We start from the raw sequence: 18,858 nt of genomic DNA, 5'->3' as shown, positions 1-18,858 counted from the left end.
TAAAAATTTAAAAAATATACCTTGTCCGTGATTTTGTTAAACAGAAAAAGGAATTTTTTAAATTTTTAGCATTTATTTGAATAATGATAGGATTACAATATAAATTGTACTATTTTTAGAATACTAAACTTTAAGAAGCCAATCATTCCCTCTATTCACGGTAATTCTTAATGTAAATATCACTCAACGTTAATTATATGAAAACTATCTTTCTTTCTCCTTGTGGCTGCTACAATGCATTAGCGAACCGTAGTCATCAATTGCAGATCGGGTTCTCCCTGTAATTAAGCATATCACTGAATTCAATCATTTTTATTTAACGAAACATGAAACTAGCAGTAGTTGGAACAGGGTATGTTGGCTTGGTAACAGGCACATGCTTTGCTGAAACCGGAAATCAGGTTACCTGTGTTGATATCGATGTCAACAAAATTGAACGCCTCATGAAAGGAGAAATTCCTATTTATGAGCCAGGGCTGGACGTATTATTTGACAGAAACGTTGCCGAAGGACGTCTTACATTTACTACTAACCTGATAGAAGGAATTAAAGATGCCGAAGTTATTTTTCTGGCACTCCCTACCCCTCCGGGTGAAGACGGATCAGCGGATCTAAAATATATTCTAAAAGTTGCAAACGATCTGGGCCCTATCCTTGAATCTTATGCAGTAATTATTGATAAAAGTACTGTACCCGTAGGAACAGCAGAAAAAGTACGTGCCGCAATCGCTTTGAATGCAAAAGTTGACTTTGATGTCGTTTCTAATCCTGAGTTTTTACGCGAAGGTGTTGCAGTTGAGGACTTTATGAAGCCTGACCGTGTTGTGGTCGGAACTACTTCTGATAAGGCAAAAAGAGTAATGGAAAAACTGTACGCACCATTGGTTCGTCAGGGTAATCCGGTTATTTTCATGGACGAACGTTCGGCTGAAATGACTAAATATGCTGCCAATTCATTCCTTGCGCTGAAAATCACATTCATGAATGAGATTGCCAACCTTTGCGAAAAAGTTGGTGCTAATGTAGACGATATTCGTCGTGGTATTGGTACTGACAGCCGTATTGGTAAAAGATTCCTTTTTGCAGGAATTGGTTATGGCGGAAGCTGTTTTCCAAAAGACGTTCAGGCATTGGCCAAAACATCCCTGGATCATGGATATGCATTCCGTACACTGCAATCAGTTATGGCAGTTAACGAGGATCAGAAAAAAGACTTCTTCCTATCGTTAAAGAATATTTTGACGGAAACCTGAAAGGAAAAACCATCGCTGTATGGGGACTTGCTTTCAAGCCTTATACTGATGATATCCGTGAAGCTCCTGCTTTGGAAAACATTAAAGCATTACTGGCCGAAGGTGCAAAAGTTACTGTGTATGACCCTGAAGCAATGGAAAACGTAAAACGTTTACTTCCTGATATTACTTATTGCCACACAGCTTATGCTGCTTTGGATGATGCTGATGCCCTGATGATATTTACAGAATGGCCTCAGTTCCGCACGCCTGACTTTGATAAAATGGGCAAACTGCTTAAAGAGAAAGTCATTTTTGACGGAAGGAATTTATACGAGCTTGATCAGATGCGTGAGCAGGGATTCACTTATTACAGTATCGGCCGCGAAGCGCTGAATGTAAAAGAACTTGTATAACACCTGACAATTAGCAGAAACCCACCTTTAAAAGGTTATAAAATGTCAAAAGTCGTACACGTCATATTATCAGGAGGGGTTGGAAGCCGGCTGTGGCCAGTATCCCGGAAGTCTATGCCTAAGCAGTATATTCCAATGTTTGGGGACAAATCTTTGTTTCAGCTTACAGCAGAACGGAACAAACATTTGGTAGGCCAGGCGTTGGTAGTTGGAAACAAAGATAATTATCTGCTTTCACAGGCTGATATGCTTCGGGCTGATATAGACCAATATGCCGAAATTATAGAAGCTGCACCCCGTAATACGGCAGCGGCTGTGGCTTTTGCGGCATTCGCCGTTGAGCCGAATGATATATTACTGGTTACGCCGTCGGATCATATTATTACAAATGAAAGTGCCTATGCAAAATCCATTGCAGAAGCCATTGAATTTGCAAATGACGGATATCTGGTAACTTTTGGTATTAATCCTACCAAACCGGAAACAGGTTACGGATATATCGAATTCGAAGAAAACGACGTACTTTCTTTCAGGGAAAAACCGGATGCAGACCTGGCTAATATTTTCCTGGAATCAGGTAACTTCTTGTGGAACAGCGGAATGTTTTGCTTTCAGGCGGGAAAATATCTGGAAGAACTGAAAAAATTCGAACCGGAAATATTCGCGGCTTCCTATACAGCATTCATTTCAAAATCGGAGGATTTTCTTCCGGAAGATGAAACGATGCTGATCCCTTCCGTCAGCATTGATTATGCAGTAATGGAACGTTCTGACAAGATCAAAGTAGTAAAAGCAAGTTTTGGCTGGTCAGATCTGGGTTCGTTTGAATCCATTTGGGAGCATTGGGAAGTGCAGGGTGAAAACCACCGTTTTATTAAAAACAATTGTGTGGTTGGTTCTACCAAACATGTAGAATTCCTGGGAGTGGATAATCTGGTGCTTGTAGAAACAACAGATGCTATTCTGGTACTTGCCAAAAGCAGTTCGCAGGATGTAAAGAAAATATACGAAAGACTGGAAAGGGAAAAACCCGAACTGGTTCAATAAAACAGAAAAACATGGCAGGCAAGTTTAAAACGGAACGGCCTGCCATGAATTTATCCGTTTTATCCAAAGAAACTTAGTTTCATAGCTGAAAGCTCTGAACAAAAAATTATAAATCTCATCGTTATATGGCAAAAGTTGCATTAATCACGGGTGTCACGGGACAGGATGGCGCCTATCTGACCGAACTTCTTTTAAGTAAAGATTACATCGTTCATGGTATCAAACGTAGAAGTTCCCTTTTCAATACTGACCGGATTGACCATCTTTACGAAGATCCTCATGTTACAAATGCCAGGTTCATCCTGCATTATGGCGACTTAACGGATTCAATGAACCTAACCCGGATTATCCAGGAAGTTCAGCCTGACGAAATTTACAATCTGGCGGCAATGAGCCATGTACAGGTTAGCTTCGAAATGCCTGAATACACAGCCAATGCTGATGGAATAGGCACATTGCGTATACTAGAAGCGGTAAGACTTTTGGGACTTACTAAAAAAACCAAGATATATCAGGCTTCAACATCTGAGCTATACGGCTTGGTTCAGGCTGTTCCGCAATCTGAAACTACTCCCTTTTATCCAAGATCTCCTTACGCCGTTGCCAAACTATACGCTTACTGGATCACAGTAAATTATCGTGAAGCTTATGGAATATTTGCTTCAAACGGAATATTATTTAACCACGAATCGCCTTTGCGCGGTGAGACTTTTGTAACCCGTAAGATTACCCGTGCTGCTGCCAAAATCGTTTTAGGTTTGCAGGATACTTTGTACATGGGAAATATTGATTCTCAGCGCGACTGGGGACATGCCAAAGATTACGTGGAAGCAATGTACCTGATACTTCAGCAGGAAGTTTCAGAAGATTTTGTAATTGCAACCGGCGTTACGACCCGCGTACGTGAGTTTATCCGTAAAACTTTCGCTTTTCTGGGTGTTGTGGTTGAGTTCACAGGCTCGGAAGAAAATGAAGTAGGAACTATTGCCTCCATTAATGAAGAGCGTATTCAGGAATTAGGAATAACAAAAGGTGCTCACCTTGCTCCCGGAACAGTAATCCTGAAAATTGACCCAAGATATTATCGCCCGACCGAAGTAGAATTGCTGATCGGAGATCCGGCAAAATCCAACGAAAAATTGGGATGGAAACCTAAACATACATTGGACAGCCTGATAGAAGATATGGCAACATCTGATCTTCGTTTGTTCCAGAAAGATCAGTTATTGCTGAAAGAAGGATTTGGAGTATTGAATTATTTTGAATAATAACTGATATCATTTTGAAATTTTTAGAGCATCATTTTTAACTAACTGATGCTCTGTTAATGATTAATGGTACTTACTATAATTTCAATAGTTTATTATCAATGCCGGATAGTTTATTTATTAATTATAGCCGTTAAAATTCAATTGAGCAGTATTTTTTGTTCTGCTGAAAATAATAAAATCAAAATCCTGATAACAATTGACTCAGGATTTTGATTGCTATAAATAACCAGGTATGACCTAAGCCCGGTAACAATTTTTCAAGTAAAAATTTTATAATGAATACGGCGAGTGCTTTAAAGAAAAATTTAATTTCACAAATTCTTCTCTTCCTTCTCAACGGAGTGATTAGTTTTTGGCTGCCACCATTTCTGGTCAAAAATCTTGGGATCGGATCGTACGGCCTTATTCCGCTTTCGTCTTCGCTCATCGGATATGCGATTATTGTAACCGTAGCAATTAACAGTTCTCTATCGCGTTTCCTTGCACTTGATCTTACCAATCATAATTACGAAGCTGCTAACAGAACTTTCAATACAGCATTTACTTCGCTGTTTGTTCTCTTAATGATACTTGCTCCGTTTTTGTTTATTTTTTCATATAATATTTCATCTTTTATTTCAATTCCGGCTGGAATCGGTCACGATGCTTCGGTTCTTTTCATGTGTGTTAGTGTAGCTTTCATTATGTCAGCTTTTGCATCTATTTTTAATTCATCAGCATACATAGCGAACAGACTGGACCTGGTTAACCGGGTTTCGGTAATTAATACTTATGTAAGGGTGATTTTTATATTCGGGATTTTTCTTTTGTTAAAAGTCTCGTTGACAGGTTATGGAATCGCCATTCTTTTCGGAAGTATTATATCGAGTTCTTACAGTTATTATCTTTTCAAAAAATTTACTCCTACAATAAAAATTAATTTCAAGCTTTTTGATAAATCAGTTCTTTCCGAATTGCTTTCAATGGGCTGGTGGTTAATAGTTATTCAGCTGGGAACAATTCTTTTTCTGCAAATTGATTTATTGGTAATTAATAAAGTGCTGGGAAATGTTGAAGCAGGAAAATATGGAATTATCCTGCAATGGAGTAATATGATCCGGACTTTATCCATTACATTATCCGGAGCACTTGGGCCGCTGATCCTGAATTTGTACGCTAAAAAAGATTTTGATCAGATGATTCGTCTGACTAAATTATCCAATAAAGCATTGTCACTTTTTGTAGGGTGTATGGTCAGCGTACTTTGTATTATTGCTCCTGCCCTGCTTACAATCTGGATCAGCAAGGATTTTGCTTCACTTAAATGGCTGTTTATATTAGTATTGCTTCCGCTGCCAATAAATCTCGGGGTTCTGCCATTATTTTCATTGAACCGTGCCTATAACAAATTGCGTATACCAGGAATATATACACTCTTTATGGGAGTATGTAATTTACTGTTGGCTATATTTTTAGTAAGCGAAACAAGCCTCAAATTATACGGTGTTGCTGTGGCCAGTGGTATTATTCTGACCTTCAAAAATTTCGTTTTTATGCCTATTTATGTAGCACATAATATGGGGATCAGTAAAACAACATTTTTTAAAGCATCATTAAGCAGCATTGTATTGGTTGCCATTGCATTGATTACCAGTACTTTTTATTATACCATTTTTGAAATAAATGACTGGCCCCACCTGATCGTTCACAGCGGTGCCTTATTTATATTCTTTTGTGCTTTATCCTACGTATTGCTTAGTGCATCTGAGAAAAAGATGATCGTAAGCACAGTCCTAAAAAAACCAGTAAAAAAAGTGAAAAAGAAAATATTTTATAAACCAGCGGTACAAGTCGAAAACATAGGAGATCTGTTAATTAATTTAGTAGAACTTGATTTACTGCGACCTTTCGGACAAGTTGTCATTGACGATTCCGCAACGCCTTCCTGGTTTGTAGAAGAAATCAGTACGGATAAAAGTGACCAGCTTTTATCACAGATTTCAGATAAACCATTATTAGATGCTTTAACAGATATTTTAAAAAAACAGCTGTTTTCCAAAGGCGAAAGGACTCAGTATTATCTGGTGATTCAGCCGGGACATACTTCAAGAAAAGGATTAAAAAGAGCGATAAAACATGTTCAGTTAAACATGAAATATCACTTGCTTAATTTGCTCGGGTGTAAAATTGTTCGGGTTGGATTTTCAATTGGCCCTTTCGATTTTTACAATGGCCTGTCAGAATCTTTTGCTTCCTACTCTTATTCCTATTATGCTGTTCGTGATCACGAATCATTAAAAATTGCGAATAAGTATAAATTCAAAAAACCTCAGCATTTCCCTGATCTTGCCTGGGCTTATGCACCGGAAAAGAAATTGAATGGCACGGGAACTGATTACATCGTGATCAGTATGAGATCCAATGCATTTGGAGTCAACCACGATTCAGCTTATCTCGCTCCTTTAATTGAAAGAATAAAAAATGTTTTGGGGAAATCAGGGCAGCCACCTGTTAAGATCAAGGTTGCTTATCAGGTTAAATATGACCGCGAACCTTCAATTGAAATATATGAAAGTTTAAAAAGTGATTTTGATGTTGAACTGATTGACCACAAACTGACTTTGCAGGAAGCGATCGGTTTATATGGCGGTGCCAGTTATATTATCAGCAACAGATTACACGTATTATTGCTTGCATTAAAATGCGGTACGTTGTCGTTCCCTCTTGTTGACAAACAGGATAACAGAAAAATTACCAGCATTTTTAATGATAATGATCTTAATAATCTGATTCTGGACATAAAGGAAAGTGCTGATGAAAATATTCAGAAACTGAATGCTGTTTTGGCAAACGAAGAAAATAATATGGCCGGATTTAAAAAAGCACAGGAAAGCAATCATACAACAATAAAGAAAAAATTGTCAGACCTGTTTGCTGTATAATTATTTTTAAGAATTGAAATAAAAAATAAATCTAATGGTCTCGATAGTAATCCCATGTTACAACTGTGAGAGCTTTGTAAGCAGAGCCATAGAAAGTGTGTTGAACCAGCATTATACAGACTGGGAATTAATCCTGGTTAACAATAATTCAAAAGACAAAACACAAAAAGTGCTGGATGATTATCAGAAAAAATATGCTGATAAAATCCGGACATACATGGAATTGAAAAAAGGCGGAGGTGCAGCACGTAACAAGGGGCTTTCGGAAGCAAAAGGTGAATGGATTGAGTTTCTGGACGCCGATGATGAATTACTTCCTGATAAACTGGAAAGACAACTGGAATTATTAAAAGAGCATAATGCACATCTGGTCAGTTCAAGTTTTTTCTTGTAAAAAATATAAAGGGGCAGGAACAAAAAAGGTTGTAAACCCGAATAATAATAGTGTTTGGAAGGGCCTTATTTCTTCAAAACTTGGTATTACAAGTGCTAATCTTTGGAATAAGGAAAAATTAAACCTGGTTGGTGGCTGGGACGAAAGTCTGAGTTCTTCACAAGAATATGATTTATTGTTCAGGCTTATACAAGCTGAATCCAAAATCTGTTTTGATATGACGCCGTCCGCTTTGATTCATAGTCTCGACGATTCTGTATCTAAAAGTAATGACCAGGCAAGGGTTGAAAAAATATTAAATAATCTGGTAAATCTCAGAATGAGAATAAAGGAATATTTACTTGAAAAGGGAATTTATGATGATGAATTAAGCCAGTTTCTTGATGTCTTTTTATATAATCATTTAATCACGAGAAAAATCCTTGCTCCAAAATTTGTATCAGAAAAGATCAAAAGTTTGCATTTAAGAGCACCATGGAAATTACGCCTGAAACAAAATATTAAATACATAATAAAAAAGCAGTTAATGAATTTCGGTTGATTTTTTAATCATTCCAAAAAATCAGAAACAGTAATTATAAAACGTACGACTAATAATTTATGATCAAACCGGCAATAGCAGTTGTAACTTATAACAGGCCAGTCTCTTTAAAAAGACTGTTGTCCTCGCTAGAGCGTGCACAATATCCGGTAAACGGCATTGAACTGATCATTAGCATTGATTATCAGGATTCTGATTCTCATCAGGAAGTTGTTGAAATTGCCAATGCGTTCGAATGGAAACACGGCAACAAGACAGTTATCCCACATGTAGCAAATCTGGGTCTGAGAAAACACGTTCTTTTATGTGGAAATATGTCAGCTACTTATGGCTCACTGATCATGCTTGAAGATGATGTATTTGTTTCGCCACAATTTTACAATTACAGCCTGCAAATGTTAACTGCTTATGGCAATGAGGATTACATAGCAGGAATATCATTATATAAACACGAATGGAATGTCAATTCGGCAAGGCCGTTTATAGCTTCCAATAATGGATTTGACATTTTCTTCATGCAATTCGCACAATCCTGGGGCCAATGCTGGACCTCGGCGATGTGGAAAAAATTTCATGACTGGTATATTCAGAACGAACAGGAGCTGGTTTCCCAGGATGAGATCCCGGCTTTTGTAACGAGCTGGCCAAAGTCTTCATGGCTTAAATATTTTATCACTTATGTTGTGAAAACGGATAAATATTTTGTCTATCCACAGGTTTCATTATCAACTAATTTTAGTGATGCCGGTACCCACAATAAAATAAACAACACCAAATATCAGGTTCCTCTACAAACTTCATTTCTGAATTATAAAACTCCTTCATTGAAAGAAGCAGTAAAATATGATGCTTTTTTTGAAAGGAAAGAAATGGGAATTATGATCAGTGTTCAGGATTCTGAGTTGCTGGTCAATTTATACGGCACCAAAACAAATACCAATAAAAGATATTTGCTGTCTATGGCAGCCGAACCTTTGAAATTGTCAAGTCATTTGGTTTGAGAATGCGTCCTCATGAAGATAACATAATTTATGATATTGATGGAGCCGATATTTTTTTGTATGATACAAAAACCGGAAAAAACGGGACAAAAAATCAAAAAGATTTAACCGTTCTCAGATTGCTTTATGATTATAAAAATATAACTGCCCGAAATACATATGCACTGGTAAAGCATTTTTTATTAAAAAAGATAAACCGGTAAACTGATTCAGGATAAGTAACTCATTTGAAGATATGAAAAGGCTTTTAAAAATTTTATACTATAAATTATCTTCCAGGGGAAATGGTGTTGTGTTTAAAGGGAATGTAAACCTGGATACAAAAAATAAATTTGAAGGAAATAACTGGATTGGAAACGGATCATTTGTAGGATCATCAGAATTAGGAACAGGAACTTACATTGCTAATCAGAGCAGGATTTTAAAATGTAAAATTGGTAAATATTGTTCAATTGGATCATTTGTACAAACATATGTAGGCAGGCATCCTTCTACTACTTTTGTGTCAACACATCCTTCGTTTTTTCTCCGGTCAGCCCGACCGGAGTAAGCTTTGTGAAAGAGGCTATTTTTGAAGAACATTTGTTTGTTGATGATGAAAAAAGTATGTTCTTAATATAGGAAACGACGTGTGGATTGGAAATAATGTAACGATTCTTGATGGTTTGTTTATTGGAGATGGTGCTATTGTAGCTGCTGGTTCCGTAGTTACCAAAAACGTATTACCTTATACGATTGTTGGTGGAATTCCTGCGAAGCCCATCAAAAAAGATTTTCTGATGAACAAATTGAAAAACTTTTAAAATTAAAATGGTGGAATTGGGAAACAGAAAAAATACAAAAAAATATTGGTTTATTTAATAACATTGATCCATTTCTGGATGAATATTCTGAAAAAGTTCCAGACTTAAAAAACTGATAATGATATACGCAATTCAGAAACATTATTTTCTTATTTTTCTGAATAGGTAATTGATAAAAATTACACAATTGGCTTACTAATACAAGTCTTAAATATGGCAACACATACATTATTGAACAAAACTATTGACACAAATAAATGGACCAGATATATTCTGGTTGGTTTGACAGTGTTTCTTATCTTTTTAGGAAAAGCACGAGCTCCATGGCTCCTGTTTGACCTGCTATTCCTTATATCTTTTGTGTATGTATGTTTTTCACAAACGCTGACACAAAATTTAATAAATATTGGAATTATGCTGGCCATAAACTTTGGTTTTATGTTTGCACAGCTCTACATGTTTGGATTATCCCCCTTAGCACTTTTCCGGTTTTACTATAACATCCGGTTTATTTTTATTTTATATTTTTTCGCTCAGTTAATTAAGAATGAAGAAATAGATATTAAGAAAGTTTTATATCATTTATACGTCATAGGTTGTGTTCAGTTCTTTTTAAATATACCTTTTATAGTAAGAGAATATCTGGCTGAACCCTGGAATATTGACGAACACAACGGATTATTTGGGAATGGATCCTCGCATGCAACGGGTATATTCTGGTTATTTTTAATTAATTACGGGTTGCTTCGGGATAAATTTAAGCTGCTTACTATTTCGCTCATTTTTATATCTATATTTCTTTCATCACTTACGGATAACAAATTTTTCTACCTGGGCCTGGTTGTCTCCGTAGGAATTTATATGTTTAAAAACCCCAGACTGATTTTTCAAACCATTACCCTCGCTACTTTAACAGTTGTTGTGGTAGTGGTCTGTTACAATGCGATTGCAGATTTTCAAATATTTGTAGATAAAGTAATTTTCAGGAGTTTTGATTTGTATCTGAATTCAGACAATGAAGAAAAAGCAGAACGCTCCCGAATACTTGAATATATTTTGCAGTCCCGGCAGAGCTATGCATTTGGGCAGGGTTTAGGAATTGTTTCCCACATTTTTGACATAGATGGCAAGCGCATCAATATACTTGAACATATCAGTATGAACGAGGCATTTATCCAAATCTATGAAACGGGTATTGCTAATATGCTTGTACTGGTCATCACATTTGCTGTAACGTTTTCTTTATTTTGGGAGAAAAACAGAGGCATTGTTATCACTGTGATGTCACTTTTAATTATTGCCATGTTCTATTATTCACGCTTTATTACTGATCCGCGGCAAATCTTTTTCTTTGCACTGATCGTAATATGTTATGCACAGCCAGACTTTATCGAAAAAAAGAAAAAGCAAAAACTGGTGAGGAGAAATCCTGGGATGTACAGAGAATTTCAGCATAGCTAATAATATTTTAACATTCCGGAATTGCATTATTTTCTAAACCAGGCAATGAATGGAAAGTTTAATCAGCTTAAAAACATAACCATGATATCAGTCATAATTCCGGTATATAACAGGCTTAATTATACACTTGCATGTATCGAAACATTAAAAACACAAACATATCCAGATTTCAGGATCATTGTTGTGGATGATGGTTCTACCGACTCTACATCAGAAGTAATTGCTGAAAAATTTCCTGATGTAATTGTTTTGAAGGGAGATGGAAATCTTTGGTGGACGAAAGCGATGAATGTGGGTGTACAATATGTACTTGGTTTGAAACACAGCGAAAAAGATTTTATTCTCGCATTGAACAATGATTTAATTGTAAAACCTGATTATATAGAGGAGCTTGTAAAAGCAGCAGACAAAAACCCGCATTCACTGATCGGCTCCGTTTCTGCGGATATCAATAATCCGAATTCTGTTCATTATGCAGGAATTATATGGAATCCTTACCTGGCCTATCGCCGGCCATCGCTAAATGGTTCCCTGGAATTGGATCAGCTGCAAAAGGATTATGAATTTATAGAAACATCCTATTTGCCAGGAAGAGGTACATTGATTCCAATTAATTCATTTAAGGAAATCGGGTTGTTTGATGACGTGAATTTCCCTCAGTACAACGCCGATCATGATTACACTTTGCGTGCGGCTAATGCTGGTTATAAATTATTAGTTTCTGCCAAAGCGGTTGTATTCAGCCATGTAAATGATACGGGTATTAACACAATTAAAAAATTGTCATTTTTTAAATTCCTGAAACTGTCGCTGTTTTCCATTAAATCACCATCGAACTTAAAAATACGTTATCGCTGGGCAAAAGTTCATTCAAAATCTCATCATCTGATTTACTTTTTAATTGATACATCAAGAGTAATGAAGTCAATATTGGTATCCAGCGTGAAATTAAATAAATCGAAATCATGAGTAAAAAACTTTACTTTATTTCCAGGGATGCCAACTGGCAGCATTATCGTAATGAGGTACTAACTTATCTTGCCAATAAACATGATCTGCAGGTAGAAATATTGACTATAGGCACATTAAAACCCTACCTCAAGGAAAACGACCGTTTGAAATACAGAATATTTAAAAATGTTTTTTCAGATGATTCTAAAAAAAGCTTTTTTCCGGGTGCAATTTCTTATTTCTTGAAAAACCGGCCGTCTTATATACTTGGGCTTAACAACGGAACACAGATAACGGAATATGTCAGTTTGCTTTTTTGTAAGCTTACAGGAATAAAATTTATTGCCTGGACGCACGCTTATGATCACAAACCGATCAAAAATCCAATTAAAAAGGCATTTAAAGATTTCCAGAATTATTATTTCTTTTCTCTTGCCGATTCCATCATTACGTTTTCTTATGTAGGGAAGGAATATCTTGTAGGTAAAGGATTCAATAAAGATAAAATCCATGTGGCCCCGAATACGCTGGATACTAACAGGCTTTTGGCAATTAAAGAAAATATCAAAGCAGATTTTGACAGGACAACGTTCCTGAAAACACTGTCTCCTGACCTGAACGAAGAATCAAAAGTGATCATTTTTTCTGGCCGGTTAAACAAATTCAAAAAGGTAGATGCTATAATCCGGGCCATGTCACTCCTCAGTGCTGCTGATCCCAACATTCATTTAATTGTGGTGGGAGACGGAGAGGAAAGAGGCGCTTTGACGGAATTAAGTGCTTCGCTTAATCTATCCAAAAAAGTCCATTTTCTGGGTTCTGTTTTCGAAGAAACCATTGTGGGGAAATATTTTCTGTCTTCCGACATCTTCATTATGCCAGGATATGTCGGCCTTGCGATCGTTCATGCTTTTACTTATGGGTTACCGCTTATCACCGAGGATATTGATTTTCATAGCCCGGAAATACAGCTGCTGCATGACGGACAGAATGGCTATTTTGTTAAGGAGAACGATATACAGGAACTGGCAGATAAAATCCTTTTCCTTTTAAAAGACCCTGTTTTACTCAAAAAACTAAGCAACAATGCACTTAATACCATTCATGAAGAAGCCAGTATTGATTTAATGGTTGGAAGAATGAATACTGCAATTACTCAATAGTGATGATTTAACAGACCCTAATCTAATAAAGTATGGCCGATGTCAAATGGTTATTCAATCGCCTGAAAACAATGAGTGCCGGAGAAATCCAGTTTAGAACAAATCAATTTTTAAAGAAAAAAATAGAGAAAAAAGATCTGTAACCCCTGAATCAAAATTAATTAATGTCAACGCTTTATCAACATTTAAACCAGGCAATTTCAGCGCATTTGATTTACCGGAAATAAACAAATATCATTTTTTTGGATTGGAAATGGATATCAGTAAACCTATCAATTTCCATCTTGATATCTCAACCGGAAAGGAATTTCCGATGTCCTTTTCAAAAGACATCAATATCCGTTCGGATGCTTTTGGCAGTGCCAAAGTGGTTTGGGAGGTTAATCGCCTGCAATTTCTATTACCATTAATTATAAAATATAAACAAACAGACGATCAGTCATTGCTGGATCAGTTCGTTCAGATCATGACCGACTGGCAGGTGCAAAATCCTTATCTGAAAGGAGTTAACTGGTACAGCAATATCGAAGTCAATATCCGGCTTATTAACTGGTACTGGTGCTGGCAAATCCTGGCGAATGACAAAAATTGGAAAGCAGACGCCCGTTACAAAGAATTTACCGATGGGATCTGGTTGCCGCTGATTTACCAGCATTGTTTTTATTCATACAATAATCCATCTTATTATTCTTCTGCAAATAACCATTTGATATCAGAGTATGCGGGATTGTTCATTGCCAATTGCCTTTGGAAATTTCAGGAATCTGAAAAATGGCTGAAATTCGCAAAAAAAGGATTAGAAAAAGAAATTGTAGTCCAGCATTCTGAAAACGGTATCAATAAGGAAGAGGCAGCTGAATACATTCAGTTTATCACTGATTTCTTTTTGCTGAGTTATGTTGTCGGCGAACAGCACGGAATTTCATTTTCTACTACCTATCATACCAGCCTCGGAAATATCTGTAATTATATATTCGAGTTTCTGGACTCAAAAGGCAATTTCCCCAAGTATGGGGATGAAGATGACGGCCGTGTTATACTGCCAGATAATGATACGCACAGCAATAATTTTATTTCCATTTTAAATACAGCCGTTGTACTTTTCAAAAAACCGGAATGGAAAAGGCCTGATGCAAAATGGGATATCAAATCTGAATTACTAACTACTTACTGTAAAGGAGAAAGTTTCTGGAGTAAAATTATCCCGGTTTCTGTTCCGGCTAAGAGCGCTTTTTATCCGGAAGAAGGCCATTTCTATTTCAAAAGCAAAGCCTTTAAAGGAAAAGAGATATATGCACATCTGGATGCTGCACCATTGGGTTTTTTATCAATCGCAGCACACGGACACGCTGATTCGCTGTCATTTTTTCTGAATCTCGACGGCTATCCTTTCCTCGTAGACCCTGGAACTTTCACCTATCATACGCATCCTGAATGGAGGGAGTACTTTGTGAGTACACTAGGCCATAATACCGTAGCTGTTGGCGATACCGACCAGGCTAAACTTGCCGGCCCTACTATGTGGCTGCAGCATTACAAAAGCAAAGTAGAATCTGTTGACAAGAGCGACCGTGTAGAAAAAGTGGTCGCAAGCCACAACGGTTATATTAAACAGGGCATAACACACAGAAGAACAGTCGATTTCCATAAAGCTGAGTCGGAGTTTCGTTTGCTGGATGAAGTAAAGCTGGAAGGTGGAAAAGACATCGAAATCAGGATGCCTTTTCACTTGCATCCTTCTGTTCAGATTGAGGAAGTGAGCCCGACCAGTTATATTTTATCAAGACCGGAAGACACAACGCTTAAAATCCATATAGAACTCAGTCCGCTTTTAAGCTGGAACAGCGTAACTGCTACTGAGGATAATCCTCTGGGATGGTATTCACCCTCGTTTATGGTGAAGGTGCCCTCCTCTTTATTAATTGGACGCACCACTTTAACTAAATCAATTTCAATACCTACAAAAATCAAAATTTTATCAACGTTATGAACATCAGTATTTTCGGATTAGGATATGTAGGCTGTGTAAGCCTTGGCTGTCTGGCTCAAAATGGCCACAGTGTTATAGGAGTAGATGTCAGCAAAGACAAAATCGACCAGATCAATAGCGGTCAGGCTACAATTGTAGAAAAAGACATTGATAATATTATTCTGGAGCAGCATAAAGCAGGTAGAATATCAGCAACTTCTGACTTCAAAGAAGCCATTCTGAAGACCGAAGTGTCCATTATTGCAGTGGGAACACCGTCGAGTGCAAAGGGGCATTTGAACCTGGATTACATTTTTAATGTTGCGCGGAACATTGGGGAAGTGCTAAAAGAAAAAGAAGCGTTCCACGTGATTGCACTGCGCTCTACTGTACTGCCTGGTACCTGCGAAAAGTTCGCCCACATTATTGAAGATGCTTCCGGTAAGAAAAGCAATGTAGATTTTGCAGTTGTCGATAACCCTGAATTTTTGAGAGAAGGAACTGCTGTTCAGGATTATTATAATCCACCGCTTACACTGATAGGCGGTGAAAACGAACAAGCTACTTCCCTGCTTTCAACACTTTACGAACAACTTCCGGCTAAGGTTGTAATTACGGATACAAAAACAGCCGAAATCATGAAGTATGTGAACAATACTTTCCATGCTTTGAAAATTTCTTTCGCTAACGAAGTAGGAAATATTTCGAGTGCCCTGGGTATTGATTCGCATAAAGTGATGGAAATATTTTGCATGGATAAACAACTAAATATATCCCCATACTACTTTAAACCGGGTTTTGCGTATGGTGGCTCATGCTTGCCGAAAGATTTGAAAGGCTTGCAGACACTGGCTCATGACCTATACGTAAAGGTACCTCTGATAGAAAGTATCGACCTTACGAACACGATCCAGATCCAACGCGCCGTGGGTTTATTAAGTAAGTTTTTTGGTAAGAGGATAGCCGTACTTGGGCTTAGTTTCAAAGCAGGAACAGACGACCTTCGTAACAGCCCATCAGTAGAACTTGTGGAAACGCTGATCGGAAAAGGTTTCGACATCTCAATCTACGATTCCAACATTCAGATCGCGAAGCTGACCGGTAAGAATAAGGACTATATTGAGAGCCGCATTCCTCACCTTTCCAAGCTTCTTGTTGATAACCTTGACTATGTCCTGGATAAATGTGATGTACTTGTAGTATGTAACAAAGAGCAACAGTTTGTAGAAAAACTCAACACAATTAAAGACAAAACAATTGTGGACATGGTACGTCTGCCAGCTCAGGTAAAAGAAAATAATATTTATTACGGAATAAACTGGTAAGCTTAATTGCACTCAATAAATAATAAAATGAACAATAACCTTTCAGGAAAACATATTTTAATTGTCGTAGAAAACCTTCCGGTTCCTTTCGATCGCCGGGTGTGGCAGGAGGCAACTACATTAAAGGAGTATGGTGCTAAAATCTCTATCATTTGTCCTAAAATGAAAGGGTATACAAAAAGCCGGGAGGTTATTGATGGTATTGATATTTATCGGCATCCACTGCCTTTGGAGGCAAGTGGAGCCCTTGGATATTTGCTGGAATATGGAGCTGCTCTCTTCTGGGAATTTGTGCTGGCGGTGAAAATATTTTCCAAAAAGAGGTTCCATGTTATTCAGGGTTGCAATCCACCGGATCTTATATTTCTGGTGGCGCTCCCATTTAAACTGTTGGGTGTCAAGTATGTATTTGATCATCATGATATTAACCCGGAATTGTACGAGGCTAAATTCGAGAAAAAAGATACCTTTTACAAGCTGATGGTTCTGTTTGAAAAGCTGACTTTTAAGACTGCAAATGCCAGCATTGCCACCAACGAATCGTACAGAAATATTGCAATTGAAAGAGGCGGAATGCACCCTGATAAAGTGACGGTGATCCGAAGCGGGCCGAAGTTGGACCGGTTGAAAATTACTAATGGAAATCCTGTCTACAAAAAAGGTCGAAGTTATTTAATTGGATACTTAGGAGTTATTGGTGATCAGGAAGGCATAGATTTATTGTTAGAATCATTTAAATTGCTAACAGACCATAGAAAAGATGTGCAGCTTGCCATCGTGGGAGGTGGCACGAGCCTTGAAAATCTCAAGGCATTTGCAATAGAAAAAGGCTTGGGTGAATACGTGGATTTTTATGGAAGAGTATCAGACGAATTGATGGTAGACATTCTTAACACCGCAGACATTTGTGTGAATCCGGACAAGCCTTTAAAAATGAATGATTTGTCGACAATGAACAAAATAATGGAGTACATGGCTTTAAAAAAACCAATTGTACAGTTTGATTTAAAAGAGGGAAGGTATTCAGCCAGGGATGCTTCCTTATATGCAACCAGTGTGGCGGATTTTTCTGAGAAAATTGACTATCTTTTGAATAACGAAGCTATTAGAATTAAAATGGGAGAGTTTGGTTACAATCGTGTGATCAACGAGCTGTCCTGGGATTATGAAAGTAAAAAACTAATAGAGTTTTATTCTAAGTTGTTATGACCAAATTTACTTGCAAAAGAAATAAACTACTTTTTCAGATAGCTATTTTTGCTTGCATGTTTGTTATTTCTGAGCAAAAAATATTTGCTCAGATTTTTTCCATTAATGAATCATTTGAAGATACTTCATTTGCTAAAAGTTGGAGAAGGCAGGGAAAAATGTTGCGATTTTTCCATTCAACGTTCCGACTCCGTTGCCCATTCCGGCAAGCATTCCGTAAGATTTGAAGTTAACAGAGAAGATAAGTCTGTTGCCAATGGCAAACGCGCTGAAATAGCATGGTTTACTGAAAAGAAAACCAACATAGACCGGTGGTTTTCTTTCAGTATATTTTTGCCCGCAGATTATGAAAAAGAACAGGTATCCGAGATACTTGCACAATGGCATGAGTCACCTGATTTAGATCTGGGTGAAAGCTGGAGAACAGCACCTATTGCTTTAAAGACGCAAAATGGCTATTGGAGAGCCGCAATCCAATGGTCGGCAGACAAAGTAAATGATGACAAGAATATTGGCGGAAGACAGAACTTCGCTCTTGGCAAACAAGACAAAAATCAATGGACTGACTGGGTATTCCATATCCGCTTTTCCTGCAACGACGACGGGCTTATAGAAATATGGAAAAACGGTGAACCCGTCCTGAACTATCCCGGCCCCAACTACTACAATGACAAAAAAGGTCCCTTTTTCAAATTTGGGATATATAAGCCAGACTGGAAAAATAAAGCAAGTAAATCGACCGTGACCAAAAGAGTTGTTTTTTTCGATGATGTTATAATAGGAAATGAAAATGCTAATTTAAAAATGATCCAGTCATTAAAACTTAACCAAACTGAATAAAAGAGTGATTTTTGTTAATCAAGTATTTGACCGTAACGCTGCTTCGGTTACGGAACTGAAAGATGATTTTACTTACATAAACATATAGCAAGCATTAGCCTGTATTAATTATGCATGTAAAATGATTATTAATTGCCCCTTCTAATAAAAAATACTGTAAGTCCGTAAAAGGCCTTCCGATTCAATTGCTGCTATGTTCACATATAGTATGTAGCCACACACTATACAAGAGTAACTGACACAAAATAAGAATCACACACCATTATAATCTATACCGCAATCACAGATTCAGTTCTGTGACAAGTGCATTGCTT

The 18,858-nt window shown here is 37.3% G+C and carries 14 protein-coding genes and 2 pseudogenes; all 16 read left to right on the top strand.

Annotated elements, in window-relative coordinates:
• Positions 1 to 326 precede the first annotated feature (326 nt).
• The 16 genes and pseudogenes from KZC02_RS26035 (at position 327) to KZC02_RS25960 (ending at position 18,544) form a co-directional block, all read left to right on the top strand.
• Positions 327 to 1,648 (top strand): annotated as a pseudogene (locus KZC02_RS26035) (UDP-glucose dehydrogenase family protein).
• 42 nt (positions 1,649 to 1,690) lie between these two features.
• Positions 1,691 to 2,695, top strand: coding sequence for a mannose-1-phosphate guanylyltransferase (locus KZC02_RS26030; protein WP_221391335.1), 1,005 nt, complete (start codon positions 1,691 to 1,693; stop codon positions 2,693 to 2,695).
• A 125-nt stretch (positions 2,696 to 2,820) separates the two neighbouring features.
• Positions 2,821 to 3,963 (top strand): GDP-mannose 4,6-dehydratase, encoded by a 1,143-nt coding sequence (gmd, locus tag KZC02_RS26025; RefSeq protein WP_221391334.1) that lies wholly within the window; start codon positions 2,821 to 2,823, stop codon positions 3,961 to 3,963.
• A gap of 278 nt (positions 3,964 to 4,241) precedes the next feature.
• Positions 4,242 to 6,887: a polysaccharide pyruvyl transferase family protein gene (locus KZC02_RS26020; RefSeq protein WP_221391333.1), complete on the top strand. Its 2,646-nt coding sequence runs from the start codon at positions 4,242 to 4,244 to the stop codon at positions 6,885 to 6,887.
• Between the two features lie 34 nt (positions 6,888 to 6,921).
• Entirely contained in the window at positions 6,922 to 7,281 is a 360-nt protein-coding gene (locus tag KZC02_RS26015) for a glycosyltransferase family 2 protein (RefSeq protein ID WP_221391332.1), read from the top strand.
• Positions 7,247 to 7,822: a hypothetical protein gene (locus KZC02_RS26010; protein ID WP_221391331.1), complete on the top strand. Its 576-nt coding sequence runs from the start codon at positions 7,247 to 7,249 to the stop codon at positions 7,820 to 7,822. The genes KZC02_RS26015 and KZC02_RS26010 overlap by 35 nt, the downstream gene beginning before the upstream one ends.
• 59 nt (positions 7,823 to 7,881) lie before the next feature.
• Positions 7,882 to 8,823, top strand: a complete 942-nt coding sequence (locus tag KZC02_RS26005) for a glycosyltransferase family A protein (protein ID WP_221391330.1) — start codon at positions 7,882 to 7,884, stop codon at positions 8,821 to 8,823.
• 235 nt (positions 8,824 to 9,058) lie between these two features.
• Positions 9,059 to 9,373, top strand: coding sequence for a hypothetical protein (locus tag KZC02_RS26000; protein ID WP_221391329.1), 315 nt, complete (start codon positions 9,059 to 9,061; stop codon positions 9,371 to 9,373).
• A gap of 67 nt (positions 9,374 to 9,440) precedes the next feature.
• Positions 9,441 to 9,742 (top strand): annotated as a pseudogene (locus KZC02_RS33435) (CatB-related O-acetyltransferase); the annotation flags it as partial.
• Positions 9,743 to 9,839: 97 nt separating this feature from the next.
• Complete coding sequence (locus tag KZC02_RS25990) at positions 9,840 to 11,087, top strand: hypothetical protein (protein ID WP_221391328.1); 1,248 nt, start codon at positions 9,840 to 9,842, stop codon at positions 11,085 to 11,087.
• Between the two features lie 81 nt (positions 11,088 to 11,168).
• Positions 11,169 to 12,056 (top strand): glycosyltransferase family 2 protein, encoded by an 888-nt coding sequence (locus KZC02_RS25985; protein ID WP_221391327.1) that lies wholly within the window; start codon positions 11,169 to 11,171, stop codon positions 12,054 to 12,056.
• Positions 12,053 to 13,201 (top strand): glycosyltransferase family 4 protein, encoded by a 1,149-nt coding sequence (locus KZC02_RS25980; protein WP_221391326.1) that lies wholly within the window; start codon positions 12,053 to 12,055, stop codon positions 13,199 to 13,201. The genes KZC02_RS25985 and KZC02_RS25980 overlap by 4 nt, the downstream gene beginning before the upstream one ends.
• Positions 13,202 to 13,454: 253 nt before the next feature.
• A complete protein-coding gene (locus KZC02_RS25975; protein ID WP_221391325.1) occupies positions 13,455 to 15,191 on the top strand; it encodes an alginate lyase family protein in 1,737 nt (578 codons plus the stop codon).
• A complete protein-coding gene (locus KZC02_RS25970) occupies positions 15,188 to 16,495 on the top strand; it encodes a UDP-glucose/GDP-mannose dehydrogenase family protein (RefSeq protein ID WP_221391324.1) in 1,308 nt (435 codons plus the stop codon). The genes KZC02_RS25975 and KZC02_RS25970 overlap by 4 nt, the downstream gene beginning before the upstream one ends.
• A 27-nt stretch (positions 16,496 to 16,522) precedes the next feature.
• Positions 16,523 to 17,704 carry a glycosyltransferase family 4 protein gene (locus KZC02_RS25965; protein WP_221391323.1) on the top strand — a complete coding sequence of 394 codons (1,182 nt, stop codon included), beginning with the start codon at positions 16,523 to 16,525 and terminating at the stop codon, positions 17,702 to 17,704.
• A 105-nt stretch (positions 17,705 to 17,809) separates the two neighbouring features.
• Complete coding sequence (locus KZC02_RS25960) at positions 17,810 to 18,544, top strand: polysaccharide lyase (protein ID WP_221391322.1); 735 nt, start codon at positions 17,810 to 17,812, stop codon at positions 18,542 to 18,544.
• Positions 18,545 to 18,858 lie beyond the last annotated feature (314 nt).

Origin of the sequence: Dyadobacter sp. NIV53 (assembly GCF_019711195.1) — a bacterium.
Taxonomy (GTDB): Bacteria; Bacteroidota; Bacteroidia; order Cytophagales; family Spirosomataceae; genus Dyadobacter.
This window is presented reverse-complemented; position numbering and strand designations above follow the sequence as displayed.

Bases quoted from the DNA above. Each gene is read 5' to 3' on its own strand.
- KZC02_RS26030 (WP_221391335.1), top strand. From the start codon at position 1,691: ATGTCAAAAGTCGTACACGTCATATTATCAGGAGGGGTTGGAAGCCGG.
- gmd (WP_221391334.1), top strand. From the start codon at position 2,821: ATGGCAAAAGTTGCATTAATCACGGGTGTCACGGGACAGGATGGCGCC.
- KZC02_RS26020 (WP_221391333.1), top strand. From the start codon at position 4,242: ATGAATACGGCGAGTGCTTTAAAGAAAAATTTAATTTCACAAATTCTT.
- KZC02_RS26015 (WP_221391332.1), top strand. From the start codon at position 6,922: ATGGTCTCGATAGTAATCCCATGTTACAACTGTGAGAGCTTTGTAAGC.
- KZC02_RS26010 (WP_221391331.1), top strand. From the start codon at position 7,247: ATGCACATCTGGTCAGTTCAAGTTTTTTCTTGTAAAAAATATAAAGGG.
- KZC02_RS26005 (WP_221391330.1), top strand. From the start codon at position 7,882: ATGATCAAACCGGCAATAGCAGTTGTAACTTATAACAGGCCAGTCTCT.
- KZC02_RS26000 (WP_221391329.1), top strand. From the start codon at position 9,059: ATGAAAAGGCTTTTAAAAATTTTATACTATAAATTATCTTCCAGGGGA.
- KZC02_RS25990 (WP_221391328.1), top strand. From the start codon at position 9,840: ATGGCAACACATACATTATTGAACAAAACTATTGACACAAATAAATGG.
- KZC02_RS25985 (WP_221391327.1), top strand. From the start codon at position 11,169: ATGATATCAGTCATAATTCCGGTATATAACAGGCTTAATTATACACTT.
- KZC02_RS25980 (WP_221391326.1), top strand. From the start codon at position 12,053: ATGAGTAAAAAACTTTACTTTATTTCCAGGGATGCCAACTGGCAGCAT.
- KZC02_RS25975 (WP_221391325.1), top strand. From the start codon at position 13,455: ATGGATATCAGTAAACCTATCAATTTCCATCTTGATATCTCAACCGGA.
- KZC02_RS25970 (WP_221391324.1), top strand. From the start codon at position 15,188: ATGAACATCAGTATTTTCGGATTAGGATATGTAGGCTGTGTAAGCCTT.
- KZC02_RS25965 (WP_221391323.1), top strand. From the start codon at position 16,523: ATGAACAATAACCTTTCAGGAAAACATATTTTAATTGTCGTAGAAAAC.
- KZC02_RS25960 (WP_221391322.1), top strand. From the start codon at position 17,810: ATGAATCATTTGAAGATACTTCATTTGCTAAAAGTTGGAGAAGGCAGG.